General features: G+C 68.9%; 24 protein-coding genes. 13 read left to right on the top strand and 11 right to left on the bottom strand.

Annotated features, from left to right (window positions below):
* Positions 1 to 7: 7 nt before the first annotated feature.
* Positions 8 to 562, bottom strand: a complete 555-nt coding sequence (gene rimM, locus QTI17_RS28520) for a ribosome maturation factor RimM (protein WP_286526785.1) — start codon at positions 560 to 562, stop codon at positions 8 to 10.
* A gap of 19 nt (positions 563 to 581) precedes the next feature.
* A complete protein-coding gene (rpsP, locus tag QTI17_RS28515; protein WP_028248676.1) occupies positions 582 to 845 on the bottom strand; it encodes a 30S ribosomal protein S16 in 264 nt (87 codons plus the stop codon).
* A 164-nt stretch (positions 846 to 1,009) separates the two neighbouring features.
* On the opposite strand from rpsP, the gene QTI17_RS28510 reads away from it, so the two are divergent.
* Together QTI17_RS28510 and QTI17_RS28505 are read left to right on the top strand one after the other, a co-directional pair.
* Positions 1,010 to 1,531, top strand: coding sequence for a GNAT family N-acetyltransferase (locus tag QTI17_RS28510; RefSeq protein WP_286537019.1), 522 nt, complete (start codon positions 1,010 to 1,012; stop codon positions 1,529 to 1,531).
* Positions 1,528 to 1,974, top strand: a complete 447-nt coding sequence (locus QTI17_RS28505) for a TM2 domain-containing protein (protein ID WP_286537018.1) — start codon at positions 1,528 to 1,530, stop codon at positions 1,972 to 1,974. Before QTI17_RS28510 ends, QTI17_RS28505 begins: the two co-directional genes overlap by 4 nt.
* Positions 1,975 to 2,277: 303 nt before the next feature.
* On the opposite strand, the gene QTI17_RS28500 is transcribed toward QTI17_RS28505, so the two are convergent.
* From QTI17_RS28500 to hda, 5 genes are all read right to left on the bottom strand, one after another.
* Positions 2,278 to 3,288: an inorganic phosphate transporter gene (locus tag QTI17_RS28500; protein WP_286537017.1), complete on the bottom strand. Its 1,011-nt coding sequence runs from the start codon at positions 3,286 to 3,288 to the stop codon at positions 2,278 to 2,280.
* A 17-nt stretch (positions 3,289 to 3,305) separates the two neighbouring features.
* The gene (locus tag QTI17_RS28495) at positions 3,306 to 3,950 is read right to left on the bottom strand and encodes a DUF47 domain-containing protein (protein WP_286510057.1); all 645 of its coding nucleotides are present in this window, start codon (positions 3,948 to 3,950) and stop codon (positions 3,306 to 3,308) included.
* Positions 3,951 to 4,045: 95 nt separating this feature from the next.
* Positions 4,046 to 4,504, bottom strand: coding sequence for a 2-amino-4-hydroxy-6-hydroxymethyldihydropteridine diphosphokinase (gene folK, locus QTI17_RS28490; RefSeq protein ID WP_286537016.1), 459 nt, complete (start codon positions 4,502 to 4,504; stop codon positions 4,046 to 4,048).
* A complete protein-coding gene (pcnB, locus tag QTI17_RS28485; protein ID WP_286537015.1) occupies positions 4,505 to 6,106 on the bottom strand; it encodes a polynucleotide adenylyltransferase PcnB in 1,602 nt (533 codons plus the stop codon).
* A 19-nt stretch (positions 6,107 to 6,125) separates the two neighbouring features.
* Positions 6,126 to 6,812, bottom strand: a complete 687-nt coding sequence (gene hda / locus QTI17_RS28480) for a DnaA regulatory inactivator Hda (RefSeq protein WP_286537013.1) — start codon at positions 6,810 to 6,812, stop codon at positions 6,126 to 6,128.
* Between the two features lie 207 nt (positions 6,813 to 7,019).
* Between hda and purM the strand changes: the two genes are divergently transcribed.
* The 5 genes from purM (at position 7,020) to QTI17_RS28455 (ending at position 11,384) form a co-directional block, all read left to right on the top strand.
* Positions 7,020 to 8,060, top strand: coding sequence for a phosphoribosylformylglycinamidine cyclo-ligase (gene purM / locus QTI17_RS28475; RefSeq protein WP_286537012.1), 1,041 nt, complete (start codon positions 7,020 to 7,022; stop codon positions 8,058 to 8,060).
* A gap of 71 nt (positions 8,061 to 8,131) precedes the next feature.
* Positions 8,132 to 9,133 (top strand): AI-2E family transporter, encoded by a 1,002-nt coding sequence (locus QTI17_RS28470; protein WP_286537045.1) that lies wholly within the window; start codon positions 8,132 to 8,134, stop codon positions 9,131 to 9,133.
* A gap of 102 nt (positions 9,134 to 9,235) precedes the next feature.
* The gene (locus QTI17_RS28465; RefSeq protein ID WP_286537011.1) at positions 9,236 to 9,805 is read left to right on the top strand and encodes an isochorismatase family protein; all 570 of its coding nucleotides are present in this window, start codon (positions 9,236 to 9,238) and stop codon (positions 9,803 to 9,805) included.
* The gene (locus QTI17_RS28460; protein WP_286537010.1) at positions 9,802 to 10,422 is read left to right on the top strand and encodes a DJ-1/PfpI family protein; all 621 of its coding nucleotides are present in this window, start codon (positions 9,802 to 9,804) and stop codon (positions 10,420 to 10,422) included. The genes QTI17_RS28465 and QTI17_RS28460 overlap by 4 nt, the downstream gene beginning before the upstream one ends.
* A complete protein-coding gene (locus QTI17_RS28455; protein ID WP_286537009.1) occupies positions 10,401 to 11,384 on the top strand; it encodes a GlxA family transcriptional regulator in 984 nt (327 codons plus the stop codon). The genes QTI17_RS28460 and QTI17_RS28455 overlap by 22 nt, the downstream gene beginning before the upstream one ends.
* A 122-nt stretch (positions 11,385 to 11,506) precedes the next feature.
* Here QTI17_RS28455 and QTI17_RS28450 read toward each other — a convergent pair whose 3' ends face one another.
* The 3 genes from QTI17_RS28450 to murJ are packed head-to-tail and all read right to left on the bottom strand — an operon-like array spanning position 11,507 to position 14,399.
* Positions 11,507 to 11,926 carry a bleomycin resistance protein gene (locus QTI17_RS28450; RefSeq protein WP_286537008.1) on the bottom strand — a complete coding sequence of 140 codons (420 nt, stop codon included), beginning with the start codon at positions 11,924 to 11,926 and terminating at the stop codon, positions 11,507 to 11,509.
* The gene (locus QTI17_RS28445; RefSeq protein WP_286537007.1) at positions 11,926 to 12,777 is read right to left on the bottom strand and encodes a SirB1 family protein; all 852 of its coding nucleotides are present in this window, start codon (positions 12,775 to 12,777) and stop codon (positions 11,926 to 11,928) included. The genes QTI17_RS28450 and QTI17_RS28445 overlap by 1 nt, the downstream gene beginning before the upstream one ends.
* Before the next feature lie 56 nt (positions 12,778 to 12,833).
* Complete coding sequence (gene murJ, locus QTI17_RS28440) at positions 12,834 to 14,399, bottom strand: murein biosynthesis integral membrane protein MurJ (protein WP_286537005.1); 1,566 nt, start codon at positions 14,397 to 14,399, stop codon at positions 12,834 to 12,836.
* 118 nt (positions 14,400 to 14,517) lie between these two features.
* Between murJ and rpsT the strand changes: the two genes are divergently transcribed.
* Positions 14,518 to 14,835, top strand: coding sequence for a 30S ribosomal protein S20 (gene rpsT, locus QTI17_RS28435; RefSeq protein WP_286526799.1), 318 nt, complete (start codon positions 14,518 to 14,520; stop codon positions 14,833 to 14,835).
* Positions 14,836 to 14,944: 109 nt separating this feature from the next.
* Here the strand turns inward: rpsT and QTI17_RS28430 are convergent, their stop codons facing one another.
* Entirely contained in the window at positions 14,945 to 15,277 is a 333-nt protein-coding gene (locus QTI17_RS28430; RefSeq protein WP_286526800.1) for a DUF3579 domain-containing protein, read from the bottom strand.
* Positions 15,278 to 15,438: 161 nt separating this feature from the next.
* On the opposite strand from QTI17_RS28430, the gene QTI17_RS28425 reads away from it, so the two are divergent.
* The 5 genes from QTI17_RS28425 to kynA all read left to right on the top strand — a co-directional run bounded on the left by QTI17_RS28425 (position 15,439) and on the right by kynA (position 20,438).
* Positions 15,439 to 16,644 (top strand): aspartate aminotransferase family protein, encoded by a 1,206-nt coding sequence (locus QTI17_RS28425; protein WP_286537004.1) that lies wholly within the window; start codon positions 15,439 to 15,441, stop codon positions 16,642 to 16,644.
* Positions 16,641 to 17,567 carry an ornithine carbamoyltransferase gene (argF, locus tag QTI17_RS28420; protein ID WP_286537002.1) on the top strand — a complete coding sequence of 309 codons (927 nt, stop codon included), beginning with the start codon at positions 16,641 to 16,643 and terminating at the stop codon, positions 17,565 to 17,567. Before QTI17_RS28425 ends, argF begins: the two co-directional genes overlap by 4 nt.
* Positions 17,568 to 17,644: 77 nt before the next feature.
* Complete coding sequence (kynB, locus tag QTI17_RS28415) at positions 17,645 to 18,292, top strand: arylformamidase (RefSeq protein WP_286537001.1); 648 nt, start codon at positions 17,645 to 17,647, stop codon at positions 18,290 to 18,292.
* A complete protein-coding gene (gene kynU, locus QTI17_RS28410) occupies positions 18,289 to 19,587 on the top strand; it encodes a kynureninase (protein WP_286537000.1) in 1,299 nt (432 codons plus the stop codon). Before kynB ends, kynU begins: the two co-directional genes overlap by 4 nt.
* Before the next feature lie 14 nt (positions 19,588 to 19,601).
* A complete protein-coding gene (kynA, locus tag QTI17_RS28405; protein ID WP_286526809.1) occupies positions 19,602 to 20,438 on the top strand; it encodes a tryptophan 2,3-dioxygenase in 837 nt (278 codons plus the stop codon).
* Positions 20,439 to 20,443: the final 5 nt, after the last annotated feature.

The following is a 20,443-nucleotide window of genomic DNA, read 5'->3' as shown; positions in this document are numbered from 1 at the left end:
GGACGGCTCAGTAGTCGGGCTGCCAGTCGACCGTGATCAGCCGACCTGCCAGGTCGACCTTGTCGACGAAGGCCGAGACGAAGGGCACCATGCGCTCGACCGGCTTGCCGTCCTCGATCGCATCGAGCACCAGCGTGGTCTGCGGGCCGGTGGCCAGCAGCTCGCGCACCTTGCCGAGCGCCACGCCTTCGCGGTTGACCACCGCCAGGCCGATCAGGTCGACCCAGTAGTACTCGTCGTCGCCGGCGGTCGGGAAGCTCGAGCGCGGCACGAACACGCGCGCGCCGCGCAGTGCCTCGGCCGCATTGCGGTCGGGCACGTCCTCGGACGAGGCGACGATGACGTCGGAATGTTCCTTGGCTTCGCGGATCGCGAGCTTGAACGCCTGGCTGCCCGCGGCGCCCGGGGGCTGGAGCAACCATCGCTTGGAAGAGAACAGCGCCTCGGGTTCGGCGCTGTGGGGCAGGACCTTGAACCAGCCCTTGATGCCCCAGGCATCGGCGATGCGCCCTACTTCGATCGCATCCGCCGGCAATTCGGCGGCTTCGAGTGATGGCAGCATCGCCTCAGTCAGCTACAGCTTAGGCTGCTGCCTTGGGAGCCGCGGCAGCGGCTTGCTTGATCAGGCGGGTGACCGTGGGCGAGGCTTGCGCGCCGACGCTCTTCCAGTAGGTCAGGCGGTCCTGGGCGATGCGGATGCTTTCCTCGTTTTCCTTGGCGGTCGGGTTGTAGAAACCCAGGCGCTCGATGAAACGGCCATCGCGGCGAACGCGCTTGTCCGACACGACGATGTTGAAGAACGGACGGCCTTTGGAACCGCCGCGGGAGAGTCGAATGACGACCATGATTTATCCTTGGGGTGGTGCAGCAAACCCGCAAGGTTCGCCCACAGTGTTCTTTCAGCGTCGAGACACGCGACATGGCCACCCGGCCAGCGACACGCTGAAAAGCCCATGATTATAGCCCGCTCTCCCGATTCTCCAATTCTCGGCCGCGCCGAGTCCCCCGAATGACACAGATCCGACCCAGCCGCGACGAAGACGTCGCTGCCATCACCGCCATTTACGCCCACCACGTGCTGCACGGCACCGGCACCTTCGAGACCGACCCGCCGACCGCCGCCGACATGGCCGCGCGCCGCGCCGATGTGCTGTCGAAGAACCTGCCCTACCTGGTGGCCGAACGCGACGGCGAACTGCTCGGCTTCGCCTACTGCAACTGGTTCAAGCCGCGCCCGGCCTACCGCTTCTCGGCCGAAGATTCGATCTACCTGGCCGATGGCGCCCGCGGCCAGGGCCTCGGCGCCCAACTGCTGGCGGCGCTGTCCCAGGCCGCCGAAGCGGTGGGCGTGCGCAAGCTGATCGCGGTGATCGGGGACTCGGCCAACGCCGGCTCGATCGGCGTGCACCGCGGCCAGGGCTTCAGCCACGTCGGTGTGCTGAAGGACTGCGGCTGGAAGTTCGGCGAGTGGCGCGACGTGGTGCTGATGGAGAAGGTGCTGGGCGAAGGCAGCACCACCCGCCCCGAATGAAAAACAAGACCGTGGCCGCATGGCTGGCCTTCCTCGGCGGGCCGCTGGGCCTGCATTGCTTCTATCTGCGCGGCTTTTCGAGCACGCTCGGCTGGCTGCTGCCGATCCCGACCGCACTCGGCCTCTACGGCCTCGAGCGGGTGCGCCTCTATGGCAGCGACGACGGCCTGAGCTGGGCCTTGCTTCCGCTGCTGGGCTTCACGATCGCGGGCTGCGCCCTGACCGCCATCGTGTACGGGCTCATGACGCCCGAGAAGTGGAATGCACGCTACAACGCCGGCCGCACCGGCGACGCCACGGCCGGCAACACCAGCTGGCTGACCATCGGCGCCGTGGTGCTGGCACTGTTCTTCGGCAGCACGATCCTGATGGCCAGCATCGCCTTCAGCTTCCAGCGCTACTTCGAGCACGAGATCGAAGCCGGGCGGAAGATGTCGCAGTAGCTCAGGCAAGGGGCGGGCTCACGCCGACGGTGTGCTCTGCTCCGCGAATGTCCCCCGCCCTTCGGGCTCCTCCTTTATTTCGCTGCGCAGAGCACACCATCGGCGCGAGCCGTCAAGTCGGTGGTTCATCCTCGGCCAGCACCCCGCGGCGCTACCCGTGCCGAGGGGACCGGGTGGCCCCCGCAGCGAAATAAAGGAGGAGCCGAAGGCGGGGGACATTCGCGGAGGGGGCCACCCGGTGCCCTCGGTACGCACCCCTGCAGGCCCCCGGATGAAACACCCCGAACGGCCCCCAAAAATCTCTCAAAAAACCTGGATCCCGATCCAGTAAGCAATCGCCGCCACGAAAGCCGAGGCCGGGATCGTCAGCACCCAGGCCCAGACGATGTTGCCGGCCACACCCCAGCGCACCGCGCTGGCGCGCTGCACCGAGCCGACGCCGACGATCGCGCCGGTGATGGTGTGGGTGGTCGACACCGGGATGCCCAGCGCGGTCGCCAGGAACAAGGTCAGCGCCCCCCCGGTCTCGGCGCAGAAGCCGCCGACCGGCTTGAGCTTGGTGATCTTCTGGCCCATCGTCTTGACGATGCGCCAGCCGCCGAACATGGTGCCGAGCGAGATCGCGGCATAGCACACGACGATGGTCCAGGTCGGCGGCAGCGCCGCATCGGCGGCCGCGTAGCCGGTGGCGATCAGCAGCATCCAGATGATGCCGATGGTCTTCTGGGCATCGTTGCCGCCATGCCCGAGGCTGTAGGCGCCGGCCGAGATCAGCTGCAGCGTGCGGAACCACCGGTCCACGCGCGACGGCGTCGAGCGCCGGAACACCCAGGCCACCAGGATCATCATGAACGAGCCGAGCAGGAACCCGAGCAGCGGCGAGACGAAGATGAAGGCCACGGTCTTCCAGATGCCGGCCGCGATCAGCGAGCTCGAGCCGGCCTTGGCGATCACCGCGCCCACGATGCCGCCGATCAGCGCATGCGAGGAACTGCTCGGAATGCCGTAGTACCAGGTGACCAGGTTCCAGCTGATGGCGCCCACCAGTGCGCCGAACACCACGTGCACGTCGACGATGCCCGGCTGCACGATGCCCTTGCCGATCGTCGCCGCCACGCTCAGGTGGAAGACGAAGATCGCCACCAGGTTGAAGAAGGCCGCGAACACCACGGCCTGGCCGGGCTTGAGCACCCCGGTCGAGACCACGGTGGCGATCGAGTTCGCCGCGTCGTGGAAGCCGTTCATGAAATCGAAGGCGATGGCCAGTACGACCAATCCCACCACCACCCAGAGGGCGACCTGAACCGTTGCCATTCGAAAGATCCGTTGCTTCAGGAGTTCTCGAGGACGATGCCCTCGATGACGTTGGCGACGTCCTCGCACTTGTCGGTGATGGTTTCGAGCAGCTCGTAGATCGCCTTGAGCTTGATCACCTCGCGCACGTCGGGCTCCTCGCGGAACAGCTTGCTCATGGCGCTGCGCATCACGCGGTCGGCATCGGATTCGAGCCGGTCGATCTCCTCGCAGGTCTTCAGCGTCGCCTCGGCCGTGGCCGGGTCGGTGATCTTCGAGAGGAACTTGACCGCGTCCTTGACCCGCTCGCAGCACTTCACGCTCAGCGTGGTGAGGCGCGTGATCTCCTCGGTCATGTGGCGCACGTCGTAGAGCGCCATGGTCTCGGCCGAGTCCTGGATCAGGTCGGCGACGTCGTCCATGGTGTTGATCAGCTTGTGGATCTGCTCGCGGTCGATCGGCGTGATGAAGGTCTTGTGGATCAGCCGGTTGACGTCATGGGTCACGCGATCGGCGGCCCGCTCGGCGTTGTCGACATCGCGGTTGTACTGCTCCCGAAGGTGCAGGTCGTTGTAGTTGGCCACGAGCTGCTCGAACGCGCGCGCGGCTTCGACGATGCGGTCGGCGTGCTGATTGAACATCTCGAAAAAATTCCCCTCGCGGGGCAGCAGCTTGCCGAACATGGCGCTCTCCTGGGTTCATGGGTCGTCGCAGGCACATGCCTGTGACGCCATCGTGAAAAACCGCGCAAGTGTAATGGGCGGGCCCGAAACGGCTCTCAGAGCCGCTCGATCCGCTGGTCCGCCACCTGTGCGAGTTGCTGGGACGTGACCTGCTCCGGGGCGATTTCCGCCAATGGCAGCAGGACGAAGGCGCGCTCGGCCAGCCGCGGATGCGGCAGGCTGAGCTGCGGGGTTTCGAGCACCGCGTCGCCATGGCGCAGCAGGTCGAGATCGAGGGTGCGGGGGGCGTTGCGATAGGGCCGCTCGCGGCCGGCGCCGGCTTCGAGGCGATGCAGCTCGGCCAGCAGCGCGTGCGGATCGAGCCCGGTCTGGAGCGCCACCACCGCGTTGACGAAGTCGGGGCCTCCCGCATCCACCGGTGCGCTCCGATAGAGCGACGAGCGGGCGCTGACGCGGGTGCGCGGCAGCCGGTCCAGGTCGTCCATGGCCCGGAGCACCGTGGCGCGTGCGTCGCCGAGATTGGCGCCGATCGCGACGAAGGCCCTACTGTCCATTCACTCGGCCGCCGCCACGCCGCCGGCCTCGCCGGCACCGCCGCTGCGCGGCTTGCGCCGGCGGCGGCGCTTGCGCGGCGCATCCGAGGCCTCGCCGTCGGGGCGCGGCGCAGTCTCGGCGTCCGCGCGCTCGCCCTCGTCCGGGCCGCTGGCGCGGCGCTCGGCGGACGCCGGGGCCGGCGTGCGCGCGGGCACCCGCTGGCGGGTCTTCTTGTGCTGTTCGTCGCGCACCTGGTCCATCAGGTCCTGGCGGCGCAGGTCGTCGGCGGTGCTGAACTCCTGCCACCACTCGGCGATCGCCTCGCCGACTTCGCCGACGTCGGCGCGCAGGCGCATGAAGTCGAAAGCGGCACGGAAGCGCGCCTGCTCGACCAGGCTGTGCGGCGTGCTGCCGCTGCGCTTGTCGAAGCGCGGCTGCATCATCCAGATCTCGCGCATGTCGGCGGCCAGCTTGCCGCGGCCCGACACATCGCCGATGCGGGCATTGAAGACATCGTCGATCGCGTCCTGCAAGGCCGGGAACGGCGCCTGCGGGCGCTGGCCGTGCCGGCCTTCGAGCCGCTGGGCCCAGCCGTCGCGCACGTCGGCCCACAGCACGCAGGCCAGCAGGAAGCTCGGCGCCACCGGCTTGCCCTCGCCGACCCGGCGGTCGGTGTCCTGCAGCGCGGCCTGGACGAAGGGCGTGTCGGCGCGCTCGACCACGACGTCGAGCAGCGGATAAATGCCGGTCGCGAGGCCGAGCTTGCGCAGCTGCGCCACCGTCGCGACCGCGTGACCGGTCTGCAGCAGCTTGAGCATCTCGTCGAACAGCCGGCTTTGCGGCACGTCGGCCAGAAGCCGGCTCGATTCGACCAGCGGCGCCGCGGTCTTGGGCTCGAGCTTGAAGCCCAGCTGCGCCAGCTTGGCCGAGAAGCGGATGGCGCGGATGATGCGCACCGGGTCCTCGCGGTAGCGCGTGATCGGGTCGCCGATCATGCGCAGCGTGAGCTTCTTCGCGTCCTTGATGCCGTTGTGATAGTCGACCACGATCTGGCTCGCCGGGTCGTAGTACATCGCGTTGACCGTGAAGTCGCGGCGTGCGGCGTCTTCTTCCTGCGGGCCCCAGACGTTGTCGCGCAGCACCCGCCCGCTGGCGTCCACGGCGTGCTTCATGCCCGCCAGCTCGCCCTTGCTGGTGCGCTCGTTGCCGGCCACCTGCTCGGCGCCGGCGTTGTCCATGTAGGCGCGGAAGGTCGACACCTCGATCACCTCGTGCTCGCGTCCGCGGCCGTACACCACGTGCACGATGCGAAAGCGCCGGCCGATGATGAAGGCGCGGCGGAACAGGCCCTTGACCTGCTCCGGCGTCGCGTTGGTGGCGACGTCGAAATCCTTGGGACGCAGCCCCAGCAGCAGGTCGCGCACCGCGCCGCCGACCACGTAGGCCTCGTAGCCGGCCTGCTGCAAGGTGGTCACCACGTTCCTGGCGCGCTCGTCGACCAGCGCCGGGTCGATGCCGTGGACCGAGGCGTCCACCTCCTGGCGCTTGCCGAAGCGGGCCTTGCCGCCGGAACCGGGAGCGCCGGATTTGCCGAGGAGTTTGTCGATGAATTTCTTGATCATTGGAGAGAGGGGTTGAGCCCTATTCGTTTTCGAGCATCGACCGGATCAGCGGGATGGTGATCCCGCGCTGGGTCTGCAAGGCATAGCCGTCGAGCTGCGCGAGCAACTCCATAAGGCTGCCGAGGTCGCGGCTGAAGCGGTGCAGCATGTAGTCGAGGACTTCGTCGGACAGCGCAACGCCGCGGTCGTCGGCCGCCTGGCGCAGCACAGCGCGCCGCTCGGCTTCGCTCAACACCTGCAAGTGGAACACATGGCCCCAGCCCAGCCGGGTGCGCAGGTCCTCGCGCAGCGGCAGGTCGGCCGGCGGCAGGGCGCCGGCGGCGACCACGCCTCGCTGCAGGCTCTGGGCGTTGATGAACCAGTTGAAGGCCGCGTGCTGCTGCACCGCGGTGTAGAGATGGACGTCGTCGAGCAGCACCGCGCCCCAGCGTTCGTCGAACTCGGGCGGGTTGACGGCCGCGGGGTCGAGCCAGCCGACGCTGGCGCCCTGCTCGCGCAGCGCGCCACGGACCGCCTCCAGCAGGTGCGTCTTGCCGCTGGCGCCTTCGCCCCAGAGGTAGGTCGGCACCGGCGAATGAAGGGTGGGCGCGCGCGCGTCGCCGACCCACAGCTGCAGGTGGCGCAGGGCCGGCTCGTTCGGACCGGCGAAGAAGCCCGCCAGGGTCGGACCGGTGGCGATGCCGATATCGAGCGCGAGCTGCTTCATGCCAGGGCCGCCGGGGGCGGCTGGAAGGGCGCGGACGACGCGAAGGAAGGGTTCATGAGGGATTGGCGCAGGACACGAAGTGGCAAGCGGGGGCCGGGTCGACCGGCGCCCTTAAAATCGTGGCGAATTCTATCGGCCCGCCCAGATCGGTTGCCGGCCCTCATTGTCCTCCTCCTTCCGCCCTCCCTTCTTCTGCCCGGCCCGACCATGAACTCCAACTCCACCACCCCGCTTAGCTACAAGGACGCCGGCGTCGACATCGATGCCGGCGACGCGCTGGTCGACCGCATCAAGCCGCTGGCGAAAAAGACGATGCGCGAGGGCGTGCTGGCCGGCATCGGCGGCTTCGGGGCCCTGTTCGAAGTGCCCAAGCGCTACAAGGAACCGGTGCTGGTGAGCGGCACCGACGGCGTCGGCACCAAGCTCAAGCTGGCCTTCGAATGGAACATGCACGACACCGTCGGCATCGACCTGGTGGCCATGAGCGTCAACGACGTGCTGGTGCAGGGCGCCGAGCCGCTGTTCTTCCTCGACTACTTCGCCTGCGGCAAGCTCGACGTCGACACCGCCGCGGCGGTGGTCGGCGGCATCGCCCGCGGCTGCGAACTGAGCGGCTGCGCGCTGATCGGCGGCGAAACCGCCGAAATGCCCGGCATGTACCCGGCCGGCGAATACGACCTGGCCGGCTTCGCGGTCGGCGCGGTCGAGAAGTCGCTCATCCTCACGGGCAAGGACGTCAAGCCCGGCGACGTGGTGCTCGGCCTGGCCTCGGCCGGCGTCCATTCCAACGGCTTCAGCCTGGTGCGCAAGGTGATCGAGCGCGCCGGCGCCGACCTGCCCGCCACGCTCGACGGCAAGCCCTTCCGCGAGGCCGTGATGGAACCCACGCATCTCTACGTCAAGCCGGTGCTCGAGGCGCTGGGCAAGCACCCGATCAAGGCGCTGGCCCACATCACCGGCGGCGGCCTGCTCGAGAACATCCCGCGCGTCCTGCCCGAAGGCACGGCCGCCCACCTCCGGAAGGGCAGCTGGCCGCAGACCGAACTCTTCGCTTGGCTGCAGAAGGTGGCCGGCATCGACGACATCGAGATGAACCGGACCTTCAACAACGGCATCGGCATGGTGGTGGTGATCGAGGCCGCCCAGGCCGCCGCCTGCGCCGCGACGCTGCAGGCTGCCGGCGAGACCGTGCACACCATCGGCGTGATCGCCGAGCGCGGCACCGGTGCCGCCGTGGTCGTCGCCTGAAGCGCCCCGCCCGCGTGAGCGACCCCACCGCTGCCCCTTCGCGTTACGTCGTCACGGCGAGCTACCTGCTGATGGCGGCGGGGCTGCTGCTGATCATGTGGCAGGGGCTGCTGCCGGGTTTGCTGTCCGCCTGCATCGGCTTCCTCGGCACGCGATGGCTGGCGCGGGCCTTCGATCTGGCGCTGCGCCGGCGGCGCAAGATCAGCGCCAACGACCCGGCCTGGAGCGCGGCACCGGCGCTGCCGCGGGTGACGGCGGCGACGCTGGTGATGCTGGCGCCGATCGGCCTCCTGATCCTGGGCTTCTCCGAGGCCCGCGAGTTCGTGCTGAACGCGCCCGACCAGTACAAGGAACTGCTCGACTACATCGCCCGCACGGTGCTCGAACTGCGGCTCAAGCTGCCGCCGGACATCGGCGCCTACCTGCCGGAGGGCTCGGGCGAGGTGCAGCGCATGATCGCCAACTACCTGCGCGGGCAGGCCGGTTCGCTGGCGCTGACCGGCCGCGCCTGGCTCGGCGGGCTGCTGTTCGCCTATGTCGGCCTGATCGTCGGCTCGCTGGCCGCGGTGGCCATCCAGCCACCTTCGCGCCGGCCGCTGGCGCGCGAGCTGCGCGCGCGCATCGTGCTGTTCGGCGAGGCCTTCGGCCAGATCGTCGCGGCACAGTTCTGGATCGCGGCCTTCAACACCTTCCTGACCGCCCTCTTCCTGCTGTTCCTGCTGCCGCTGTGGCAGATGGAACTCCCCTACACGCCGGCGCTGATCACCCTCACCTTCGTCGCCGGCCTGGTGCCGATCGTGGGCAACCTGATCTGCAACACGGTCATCACGCTGGTCGGGCTGTCGGTGTCGCCGCTCACCGCGCTGGTCTGCCTGGGCTTCCTGATCCTGATCCACAAGGCCGAATACCTGATCAACGCCAAGGTGGTCGGCAGCCGCACGCAGATGTCGGTCTGGGAGCTGCTGGCCGTGATGTTCGTCGCCGAAGCGGTGTTCGGGCCGGCCGGGCTGGTGGCGGCACCCCTGTTCTACGCCTACCTCAAGAAAGAACTGAAGACGGCGGGCCTGGTCTGATGTCCGAAAGTGATCGATTCCGGTCCGCCGCGGCCGGGACGACAAGCCGCATATCCTGAAAAATCGGGTGCATCATCCACTTTCGTTTCCGGAGATGCCCCCATGACCAGCTGTCTGATAGTGATCGACGCGCAGGAGTCGTTCCGCCACCGCCCTTATTTCGACGCGCGCGGCCTGCCGGCCTACCTGGCGGCGCAGAACGCGCTGATCCAGGGCTTCGCCGCCGCCGGTGCACCGATCGTCCGGGTCTTCCACAGCGACGGGCCGGCCGTCGCCAGCAACGCCTTCGCGATCGAATCGGGCCATGTGCGCCCGCTCGAAGGGCTCGCGCCCTTCGAGGCCGCCGCCACCTTCACCAAGCGCCGCCACAGCGCGCTGGTCGGCACCGGACTCGACGTCTGGCTGACCCAGAACCGCATCGAGCGGCTGGTGGTCAGCGGCATCCGCACCGAGCAATGCTGCGAGACCACCACGCGCCATGCCTCCGACCTGGGCTGGCAGGTCGACTACGTGACCGAGGCGACGCTGACCTTCGACATGGTGCAGCCCGACGGCCGGCCGCTGACGGCGGCGGACATCCAGGCCCGCACCGCCACCGTGCTCGACGGCCGCTTCGCCAAGGTGTGCAGCGCCGAAGAAGCGCTGGCCCGGCTCGCGGAATCGAGGCCATGAGCGCCCGGACGCTGCAGGTCGCGATCCTCGCCTTCGACGACGTCGAGGCCCTGGACCTGGCGGGTCCCTACGAGGTCTTCACGACCGCGTCCCGCATGCACCAGCGCGACGCGGCCGGCACGGCGCCGCCGTTCGAGGTGCAGTGCGTCGCCCGCACCAGGGCGCCGGTGCGCATGCGGGCCGGCCTCCAGGTGCTGCCGGACCGCAGCTTCGACGACCCGCTCGCGGCCGACGTGCTGATCGTCCCGGGCGGGGTGGTCGATGCCGCGATGGCCTGCGGGGCGACCCGCGACTGGATCGCCCGCGCCAGCCTGGAGGCCCGCATCACGGCCTCGGTCTGCACCGGCGCCTTCCTGCTGGCCGCCAGCGGCGTGCTGCAAGCCGGGGAATCCGTGACCACCCATTGGGAAGACATCGACGACCTGCGCCGCCGCTTTCCGGCTCTGGACGTCCGCGAAGGCGTGCGCTGGGTCGACCAGGGCCGCATCGTCACCTCGGCCGGCATCACGGCCGGCATCGACATGAGCCTGCACCTGGTGGCACGGCTGGCCGGCGAGCCGCTGGCGCTGCGCACCGCACGGCAGATGGACTTCGCGTGGACCCGAACCCCACCCTGATTCGCGTCGTCTTCGCGCTGCTGCCCCACAGCCTGGTGCTCGACTGGGCTGGCCCGGCGGAAGCGCTGCGCATCGCCAACCAGCTTCGGACCGCCGCCGGGCTGCCGCCCCGTTTCGAACTGGTGTTCGCGAGCCCGGAGCCCGAATCCGCCAGCTCGGTCGGCGTCCGGCTGGCCGGCCTGCAGCCGCTGCCGTCGGACTGGCGCATGCCAACCTGGGTGGTGCTGGTCGGACTGCCGGGCGAGGCCATCGCGGTCGACAACCCGCCGGCGCGGGCCCTGCTGCACTGGCTGCGCGGCCTGCGGCTCGAACCCGGCCGGCTCGAACTCGTCACGGTTTGCGCCGGCACGCTGCTCGCGGCCCACGCCGGCCTGCTCGCGGGCCGGCGCGCGACCACGCACCACCACCACCTGGACGAACTGAAGCAGGTCGAACCGAAGTGCGACGTGGTCGCCAACCGCGTCTTCGTGCTCGATGCGCCGCTCTACAGCAGCGCCGGCGTCACCACCGGCATCGACCTGATGCTGCACCGCATCGGCCAGACCTGCGGCGAGACACTGGCGGCCCGGGTGGCCCAGACCATGGTGGTGGCGATCCGGCGCGGCCCGCAGGACCCCGAGCTCTCGCCCTTCCTGGCCTATCGCAACCACCTCCATGCGGCGCTGCACCGGGTCCAGGATGATGCGGTCAGCGAGGCGCCGCAGACCGACTGGACGGTGCCGCGCATGGCCGAGGTCGCCCACACCTCGCCGCGCCACCTGACGCGGCTGTTCGTCGAGCACGCCGGCGTCGCGCCGCTGGCCTACCTGCGCCGGCTACGGCTGGCCACGGCGCAGCTGGCGCTGCATTCGGGCGCCAACGTCACGCAGGCGGCAGAAATGTCGGGCTTCGGGTCCGACACGCAACTGCGCCGCGCCTGGCGCCAGTTCGGACTTCCAGGCTCACCCTCGACGCCAACCTGAATGCGGCCGGCGCAGCCCGGCCGTGTTCGGGAAACACCGAGGAACCGGCTTTGCCGGGCCTCTGGTGTTGCCCCCGGTAGGGGGTGGGCGGGCTACACGCAGTGAGCCCAACCTGGGGCGAGCTACAGATAGCCGCAGAAGCGGAGGATGTGCCCGTCGGGCTCCCGGATGGCGAATTCGCGCAGGCCCCAGGGCTGGGAGGTGGGCGCTTCGACCACGTCGACCCCGCGCTTCACGTAGGCCGCATGCAGGCCGTCGATGTCCTGCCCGACATGGATCACGATCTCGCCGCGCCACGGGCTGGCCTCGCGCCGACCGCACTGCCAGAGGCGCAGGTAGACCGGGTCGCCATAGCTTCGGTCGCCCTTCTTGACTCGCGCATAGCTCGGCGGCTCGCCGGCGATGAAGTCCAGGTCGAAGCCCAGCACGTCGCAGAAATAGCGCGCCGCGCGCGCCGCATCGGCCACCGGCAGCACCGGCTGGACGCCGTGGAACTGGTGCCGGGTACCAAGGTCGGCCAGCGGCGCCTTGGCGGATTCCATCAGAACTCCGCCCGGCGCAGCGCGGCCACCCGCTCGGCGATCGCGTCGAGGTCGAGCGCGTCCTCGGCATGCGCGAGGTAGGTCTCGAGGTCGCGCACCGCCAACGCGGCATTGCCCTGTTCGGCGTGGGCCAGCCCGCGGTCGCGGTGCTCGCCCCAGGCTTCGGGCAGCAGCGCCACCAGCCGGTCCTGGACCGCGATGGCACGCTGCCAGTCTTCCTGGGCCTGGTGGATTTCCTTCAGGTTGCGCAGCATGCGCCCGATGATTTCGCGCGGCGTCGCCGGCTGCAGGTACAGGCCGAGCGGAACGTCGAAATCGCCGACCAGGCCGTTGCTGCGCTTGTAGGGCTCGAGGCGCTCGCTGAGCTCTTCGCGCGAGAGCGACTTGCCGGTGAAGGGATCGATCACCACCTGCCCCTTCGGCAGCGTGACCTTGAGCATGAAATGGCCCGGAAAGCCGACGCCGCGGGCCTGCAGGCCCAGCCCCTGCGCCAGCTCCATCCAGAGCACCGCGAGCGAGATCGGGATGCCGCGGCGGGTGCGCAGCACCGCGTTGAGGTAGCTGTTGTCGGGGTCGTAGTAGTCGTTGACGTTGCCGCCGAAGCTCAGGTCATGGAAGAAGAACTGGTTGAGAGAGCGCAGCCGGTGCAGCGGCGCCGCGTCGGCCGGCAGGCGCCGCTTGAGGCGCGCGAGCAGCTGGTCGACATCGCCCAGCACCTGCTGGACGTCGAGTTCGGGGTATTCGTCCTGCGCCAGGCTGGCGGCCGCCTCCAGCAGCGGGAACTGCTCGTCGCTCTTGACGAGCGATTCGAAGTATTCGAGAGCGGTGGGCGTCGAGAAGCGAAACGTCATGTGTCTTTGTAGAGGAGCGGACGGAGACCGTCAAGGCGCGAGCGAAAACGCGTCGATCAGCGGCGCACGAAGCTGCGCAGCTTGAGCCCGGTCAGCGCCAGCACCGCGAAATAGAGCAGCGCCCCGCCCGCGACCAGCGCGGCCAGCAGGCCGATGCGCTGCAGCCGATGCGCCTGCAGGCCGATCCAGTCGAAATGGCGATCGCCCCAGACCAGCAGCGCGCCGAGCACCAGGCTGGCGAACAGCACCTGGAGCACGAACTTTCCCCAGCCCGGCAGCGGCCGGTAGCTGCCGCGCCGGATCAGCCCGACCAGCAGCCACAGCGCGTTGACCAGCGCCCCGATGCTGATGGTGAGTGTCAGCGCCGCGTGCTGCAGCAGCGGCACCAGGAAGACGTTGAGAATCTGAGTCAGCACCAGCACCCCGACCGCGATCAGCATCGGCGTGCGGGTGTCCTGCTTCGCGTAGTAGCCGGGCGCGAGCACCTTGATCGCCACCAGGCCGACCAGGCCGACGCCGTAGCCCATCAGCGCCACGCTGGTGCGCTGCACATGCAGCGCGCTGAATTCGCCGTTGTGGAAGAGCACCGCCACCAGCGGGCGTGCGAACACCAGCAGCGCCAGGGCGCAGGGCACCGCCAGCAGCACCACCAGGCGCAGGCCCCAGTCCAGCATCGCCGAATAGCGGGCGTCGTCCTTGGCGGCGCGGGCGCTGGCCAGCTGCGGCATCAACACCACGCCGAGCGCAACGCCCAGCATCGCGGTCGGGAACTCCATCAGCCGGTCGGCGTTGGTGATCCAGCTGACGCTGCCGGTCGCCAAGTGGGAGGCGATCTGGGTGTTGATCAGCAACGAGATCTGGGCCACGCTGACGCCGATCAGCGCCGGCAGCATGAGCCGCATCACGCGGCGGGTGGTCGGGTCGCGCCAGGCGTCGCGCAGCGCGCCGAAGCTGGCGCCGATGCGCGGCATCATTCCCAGGCCGCGCAGGGCCGGGACCTGGATCGCCAGCTGCAGCATGCCGCCCACCATCACGCCCACGCACTGGGCATAGATCGGCTCGATGCCCAGGCGCCTGAACAGCGGCGCCCCTCCCACGATCGCCGCGATCAGCGCCAGGTTCAGCAGCACCGGCGAGGCCGCCGGCACCGCGAACTTGCGCCAGGTGTTGAGCACGCCGCCGGCCAGGGCCACCAGCGACATGAAGCCGATGTAGGGGAACATCCAGCGCGTCATGACCACCGCGGCGTCGAAGCCCTGCGGGTTCTTCTGCAGGCCGCTGGCCATGGCCCAGACCATCAGCGGCGCGCCGACGACGCCCAGCGCGCAGACCACCACCAGGGTCCAGGTCAGCAGGGTCGCCACGTGGTCGACCAGCGCCTTGGCGCCGGCGTCGCCATGTTCGGTCCGGGAGGCGGCCAGCACCGGCACGAAGGCCTGGCTGAAGGCGCCCTCGCCAAACACCCGCCGGAACAGGTTCGGGATGCGGAAGGCGACGTAGAAGGCGTCGGTCATCGCGCTGACGCCGAACACCGAGGTCATGAGGACGTCGCGGATGAGGCCGGTCACCCGGGAGGCGAGCGTCAGGAGCGAGACGGTGGAGGCGGATTTGAACAGGGACACGGGGCAGAAGTGTAGGCGCCCGCGCGTGCTCTCCCGGCGTCTGGCGACGGTTTGCCGCAACTCGCCTATAATGGAGGGCTTTGCTGCATCATCCCCAGACCCTCAAGGAACACTGAATATGGCATCCGCCAAGCCCAAGAAGAAGAACCCGCGCCTCGCGTCGGGCCGTAAACGCGTCCGCCAGGACGTCAAGCTCAACGCCGCGAACACCTCGCTGCGCTCCAAATACCGCACCGCCGTGAAGAATGTCGAGAAGGCCGTGCTGGCCGGCGACAAGACCAAGGCGGCAGAAGCCTTCGCGAAGGCCCAGAGCATCGTCGACACCGTCGCCGACAAGGGCATCTTCCACAAGAACAAGGCCGCTCGCGACAAGAGCCGCCTGTCGGCCAAGGTCAAGGCCCTGGCCCTCGCCCCTGAAAAGGCAGTCGCCGCCTGACGCCATCAGGCAAACAGCCCGGATTGGTTCACCGATCCGCCGTTTGATCGGGGTGCGCTGCAGCAAAGTGAAAAACCGCCTTCGGGCGGTTTTTTCATGGGCGTTCGATTCAGGCGGAGGTCTTGGGCAGGGTCGGCGCGTCGGGCACCAGGCAGGCCTCGGCCACCTGCAAGCCGTTGTCCTTGGCGAAGTTGACGCAAAAATCCCAGGCCATCGGCTCGAAATCGCGCAATTCGCGGTTCACCACCACGCACTTGATGCCGTTGATCACGGTCGGCACGCACCAGGGCGAATAGTTCAGGTGGCTGCCGGGCTGCGGGCCGCCGGGGCGGAAAGAGCACATCACGCCCGCCAGTCGCTCGGCCCAGTCGCTGGGACGAAAAGTGCGGCCATCCTGGGTGATTCCCTGAATGAAGATTTCTTTGGCGTTTGGAGAGACCATCTGTTGGCGAGAGAAAAGCGCGAGCAGTTGCTGCGCCGCACAAGATTCTATCCGGGGGTCCCCCGGGCGACACGCCTGGGGGCATTGCTGTGATGCGCAATCCTCACTGAACTGTCGCGACCGGCCGCCTAGAATCCGCGTTCCCTTTTCCGGAGATCCGCATGAGCGCCAATGTTGTCCCCTCGTCGCCCCACGTCATGAACACCTACGGTCGGCTGCCGATCGCGCTGTCGCACGGCCAGGGCTGCCGAGTCTGGGACACCAACGGTCGCGCCTACCTCGACGGCCTGGGCGGCATCGCGGTCAACACGCTGGGCCACAACCACCCCGAACTGGTGCCCGCGCTGCAGGACCAGATCTCGAAGCTGATCCACAGCTCCAACTACTACCACGTGCCGGGCCAGGAGCAGCTCGCGACGAAGCTGACCGAGCTGTCGGGCCTGACCAACGCCTTCTTCTGCTGCACCGGCCTGGAGGCCAACGAAGCCGCGCTCAAGCTGGCGCGCAAGTTCGGCCATGACAAGGGCATCGAGCGGCCCGAGATCGTGGTCTACGAGGCCGCGTTCCATGGCCGCAGCATCGCCACGCTGTCGGCCACCGGCAATCCCAAGGTGCAGCAGGGCTTCGGCCCGCTGGTCGAGGGCTTCATCCGGGTGCCGCTGAACGACATCGACGCGCTCAAGAAGGCCACCGAGGGCAATCCGAACGTGGTCGCCGTGTTCTTCGAGACCATCCAGGGCGAAGGCGGCATCCATCCGATGCGCTGGGAATACCTGCGCCAGGTGCGTGCGCTCTGCGACCAGCGCGACTGGCTCATGATGATCGACGAAGTGCAATGCGGCATGGGCCGCACCGGCAAGTGGTTCGCCCACCAGTGGGCTGGCATCAAGCCGGATGTGATGCCGCTGGCCAAGGGCCTGGGCTCGGGCGTGCCGATCGGCGCGGTGGTCGCCGGCCCGCGCGCCGCCCACATCTTCGGCCCGGGCAACCATGGCACCACCTTCGGCGGCAACCCGCTGGCCATGCGCGCCGGCATCGAGACCATCCGGATCATGGAAGAGCAGAACCTGCTCGAGAACGCCGCCACCGTCGGCGCCCACCTGAAGGCGGCGCTGGAGCGCGAATTCGCGGGCCTGGCCGGCGTGAAGGAAATCCGCGGCCAGGGCCTGATGCTGGGCATCGAGCTCGACCGTCCCTGCGGCGTGATCCTCGGCCGCGCCTGCGACGCCGGCCTGCTGCTGAGTGTCACGGCCGACAGCGTGATCCGGCTGGTGCCGCCGCTGATCCTCAGCATCGCCGAAGCCGACGAGATCGTGGCGATCCTGGCGCCGCTGGTGAAGGCCTTCCTCGCGGAGCCTCAACCATGAACACCACCGCGATCCGGCACTACCTGCAATTCTCGGATTTCGATGCCGGCGACTACGCCCACCTGTTCGCGCGCGCGGCGCTGATCAAGAAGAAGTTCAAGGCCTACGAGCGCCACCAGCCGCTGGTCGACCGCACGCTGGCGATGATCTTCGAGAAGGCCTCCACGCGCACCCGCGTGAGCTTCGAGGCCGGCATGTACCAGCTCGGCGGCAGCGTGGTGCACCTCACCACCGGCGACAGCCAGCTGGGCCGCGCCGAGCCGATCGAGGACAGCGCCAAGGTCATCAGCCGGATGGTCGACCTGGTGATGATCCGCACCTACGAGCAGACCAAGATCGAGGCCTTCGCCGCCCATTCGCGGGTGCCGGTCATCAACGGCCTGACCAACGAGTTCCACCCCTGCCAGATCCTGGCCGACATCTTCACCTTCATCGAGCACCGCGGCTCGATCGCGGGCAAGACCGTGGCCTGGGTCGGCGACGGCAACAACATGGCCAACACCTGGCTGCAGGCGAGCGAGATCCTGGGCTTCAAGGTGCACGTCAGCACGCCGAGCGGCTACGAGGTCGACCAGTCGGTCGCCGGGCTGCGCTCGAGCGCCAGCTACCAGGTCTTCAAGGACCCGATGGAAGCCTGCCGCGGCGCCGACCTGGTGACCACCGACGTCTGGACCAGCATGGGCTACGAGGCCGAGAACGAGACCCGCCGCGCCGCCTTCGCCGACTGGTGCGTCGACACCGAGATGATGCGCGTGGCCCAGTCCGATGCGCTCTTCATGCATTGCCTGCCGGCGCACCGCGGCGAGGAGGTCGAGGCCGACGTGATCGACGGCCCGCAGTCGGTGGTCTGGGACGAGGCCGAGAACCGGATGCACGTGCAGAAGGCGCTGATGGAGTTCCTGCTGCTGGGGCCGATCGCCTGAGCCCGCTGCATCTTCGTTTCAAAGCCTGTTGGAAATAACCGACACCACGACCCTTCGCATGGCGCTAACTTTGCGCCATGTCGAATCAACGCCTCTGGGATATCTCGCCGCCGGTGCATGAAGGCGCGCCGGTCTTCCCCGGCGACACGCCCTACCGGCAGCGCTGGGCCGCGACGATCGCGCCCGGCTGCCCGGTCAACGTCAGCGAGATCAGCCTGTCGCCGCACGTCGGCGCCCATGCCGACGCACCGCTGCACTACGACCCCGCCGGCGCGCCCATCGGCGAGGTCGATCTCGCGCCCTTCCTCGGCCGCTGCCGCGTGATCCATGCGATCGAGCGCGGCCCGCTGATCGAGTGGGCGCACATCGCCCACGCCCTCGACGACCTGCCGCCGCGGGTGCTGGTGCGCACCTACCGGCGGGCGCCGGTCGAGCGCTGGGACGGCGCCCTCGCCGCCTACGCGCCGGCCACCATCGAGCGCCTGGCGGCCCTCGGCGTGACGCTGGTCGGCATCGACACCGCCAGCATCGATCCGGCCGACAGCAAAACCCTCGACAGCCACCAGGTGATCCGCCGGCTCGGCCTGCGCGTGCTCGAGAACCTGGTGCTCGACGAGGTGCCCGAGGGCGACTACGAACTGATCGCCCTGCCCCTGAAACTGGTGAGCGCCGATGCCTCGCCGGTGCGCGCGGTCCTGCGCGAACTCAATCCGGAATCCCCATGACACTCGATGATTGCCGGCGCCTCGACGCCGAAGACCCGCTGGCCGCGCTGCGCGACCGCTTCCTGCTGCCCGAGGGCGTTATCTACCTCGACGGCAACTCGCTCGGCGTGCTGCCGAAGACCGCGCCGGCCCGCATCGCCGAGGTGGTCGCCAAGGAATGGGGCGAAGGCCTGATCCGTTCCTGGAACAGCGCCGGCTGGTTCGACCTGCCGCAGCGGCTCGGCGACAAGGTCGCGCGGCTGGTCGGCGCCGCGCCGGGCGAGGTGGTCTGCACCGACAGCACCTCGATCAATCTCTACAAGGTACTGTTCGCGGCCCTGAGCCAGGTGCTGCTGGCGACACCCGACGCCAGCCCGCAGCGCCGCGTCGTGCTCAGCGAGCGCAGCAACTTCCCGACCGACCTCTACATCGCCGAGTCGATCTGCCGCGAACGCGGCTTCACGCTCCGGCTGATCGAGGCCGACGAGCTGCCCGCGGCGCTCGACCAGCAGGTCGCGGTGCTGATGCTGACCCACGTCAACTACCGCACCGGCGCCATGCACGACATGAAGGCCGTCACGGCCGCGGCCCACGCGGTGGGCGCGCTGACGGTGTGGGACCTCGCCCACAGTGCCGGCGCGGTGCCGGTGGCGCTCAACGACAGCGAGGCCGACTTCGCGATCGGCTGCGGCTACAAGTACCTGAACGGCGGCCCCGGCGCGCCGGCCTTCGTCTGGGTGCACACGCGCCACGCCGGCCAGTTCACGCAGCCGCTTTCGGGCTGGTGGGGCCATGCGGCGCCCTTCGAGTTCACGCCGCACTACCGGCCGGCGCCGGGCGTCGCCCGCTACCTGTGCGGCACCCAGCCGATCATCGCCTTGGCCGGGCTCGAATGCGGGCTCGACAGCGTGCTGGCCGCCGAGCCCTTCGACGCCGGTCAGGGCCCGATGGCGGCGCTGCGCGCCAAGTCGCTGGCGCTCACCGACACCTTCATCACGCTGGTCGAGCAACGCTGCGCCGGGCGCTTCGCGCTGGTGACGCCGCGCGAGCATGCGCGGCGCGGCTCGCAGGTCTGCCTGGCCCTGAACGACGGCGGGCCGGGCGCCTATGCGATGGTGCAGGCGCTGATCGCCCGCGGCGTGATCGGCGACTTCAGGGCCGGCGATGCGCAGATGCCCGACATCCTGCGCTTCGGCTTCACGCCGCTCTACCTCGGCTTCGAAGATGTATGGAACGCGGTCGAGCACCTGGTGCAGGTGGTCGACCGCGAAGAATGGAAACGACCCGAGTTCAACCAGAAGCTCGCGGTGACCTGAGGCCAAGGACTGTCATGAGTACCGAACAAATCGTCCACGACGAAAAGGCGCAGCTCGACTTCAGCGCCTCGATGAGCTACAGCGACTACCTGAGCCTCGACCAGATCCTGACCGCACAGCATCCGCGCTCGCCGGCGCACGACGAGCTGCTGTTCATCGTCCAGCACCAGACCAGCGAGCTCTGGATGAAGCTCATGCTGCACGAACTGCGCGCCGCGATCCGCGCCATCGCCGAGGACGACCTCTCCAGCGCCTTCAAGATGCTGGCGCGCGTGTCGCGGATCATGGAGCAGCTGGTGCATGCCTGGGACGTTCTGGCGACCATGACACCGCCCGAATACAGCGCCATGCGGCCCTACCTCGGCGCCTCCAGCGGCTTCCAGAGCTGGCAGTACCGCTGCATCGAATTCGCGCTCGGCAACAAGAACGCCGCGATGCTCAAGCCCCACGCGCACCGCCCCGAGCTGCTGGCCGAGGTCGAGGCCGCCTGGCGCGCGCCCTCGCTGTACGACGAGGCGCTGCGGCTGCTGGCGCGCCGCGGCCTCGACGTGCCGGCCGACCACCTGGAGCGTGACTGGTCGAAACCCTACGAGGCCAGCGACGGTGTCGAGCAGGCCTGGCTGGTCGCCTACCGCGAGCCCAAGAAGCACTGGGAGCTCTACCAGCTCGGCGAAGAACTCACCGACCTCGAAGACGCCTTCCGCCTCTGGCGCTTCCGGCACGTGACCACGGTCGAGCGCGTGATCGGCTTCAAGCGTGGCACCGGCGGCACCGGCGGCGTAAGCTATCTGCGCAAGATGCTCGACGTGGTGCTGTTCCCGGAAATCTGGAAGCTGCGGACCGACCTCTAGGCAGA

The sequence above is a fragment of the Variovorax sp. J31P179 genome (assembly GCF_030316985.1).
In the GTDB taxonomy this organism is placed as follows: domain Bacteria; phylum Pseudomonadota; class Gammaproteobacteria; order Burkholderiales; family Burkholderiaceae_C; genus Variovorax; species Variovorax ginsengisoli_B.
This window is presented reverse-complemented; position numbering and strand designations above follow the sequence as displayed.